General features: G+C 49.3%; 1 protein-coding gene and 3 tRNA genes. All 4 read left to right on the top strand.

The features are described 5' to 3' along the window. Positions 1-25 precede the first annotated feature (25 nt). Positions 26-214 carry a carbon storage regulator CsrA gene (csrA, locus tag EKA13_RS27480; RefSeq protein ID WP_009399024.1) on the top strand — a complete coding sequence of 63 codons (189 nt, stop codon included), beginning with the start codon at positions 26-28 and terminating at the stop codon, positions 212-214. 72 nt (positions 215-286) lie between these two features. Continuing rightward, positions 287-377 (top strand) — tRNA-Ser (locus EKA13_RS27475). A 109-nt stretch (positions 378-486) separates the two neighbouring features. Continuing rightward, positions 487-563: transfer RNA gene (locus EKA13_RS27470), tRNA-Arg, on the top strand. A 76-nt stretch (positions 564-639) separates the two neighbouring features. After that, positions 640-713: transfer RNA gene (locus tag EKA13_RS27465), tRNA-Arg, on the top strand. The last annotated feature ends 1 nt before the right edge of the window (position 714 follow it).

The following is a 714-nucleotide window of genomic DNA, read 5'->3' as shown; positions in this document are numbered from 1 at the left end:
AACTGAAATGCGTGAGGAGAAAGGTATGTTGATTCTGACTCGTCGGTGCGCCGAGAGCCTGATCATTGGCGATGGCGAAATCACCGTGACCGTGCTCGGCGTCAAAGGAAATCAAGTGCGAATCGGTGTGAATGCCCCCAAGGAAGTGGCTGTTCACCGTGAGGAAATCTACCTTCGGATCAAGAAAGAGAAGGACGAAGAACCAACCCTTTAATTTTTCTCAGTTTTTTTTCAAAAAAGAGTTTGCAAACGGGGAAGGGTCTGGTTATTATACGCCCCGTGTTGCGGAGAGGTGGCCGAGTGGCCGAAGGCGCTCCCCTGCTAAGGGAGTATACCTCACAAGGGTATCGGGGGTTCGAATCCCCCCTTCTCCGCCATTATTCAAGTAGGGCGCTGTAATCTGGATGAATCGCTAAGTCGTTGAATTTAAACGAAAAAGTGGTTGTCAAAATGATTCTGCGAACTATAATGCGCTGCAAGAATACTGCACTCATAGCTCAGCTGGATAGAGTACTCGGCTACGAACCGAGCGGTCGGAGGTTCGAATCCTCCTGAGTGCACCATATTCCGAAGCTGCTTTAATTTGTTGAAGTGGTTTCAGAATAAGCCAGTGGTAATCTGGTCTAAAAATACCAACCTGCACTCATAGCTCAGCTGGATAGAGTACTCGGCTACGAACCGAGCGGTCGGAGGTTCGAATCCTCCTGAGTGCAC

Origin of the sequence: Pseudomonas defluvii (genome assembly GCF_001695625.1) — a bacterium.
Lineage (GTDB): Bacteria > Pseudomonadota > Gammaproteobacteria > Pseudomonadales > Pseudomonadaceae > Aquipseudomonas > Aquipseudomonas defluvii.
Note: the sequence above shows the minus strand (reverse complement) of the source record. Positions and strands in the feature narration are given on the sequence as shown.

Excerpts from the sequence above, each read along its gene's own strand:
- csrA (WP_009399024.1), top strand. The coding sequence starts at position 26 with ATGTTGATTCTGACTCGTCGGTGCGCCGAGAGCCTGATCATTGGCGAT.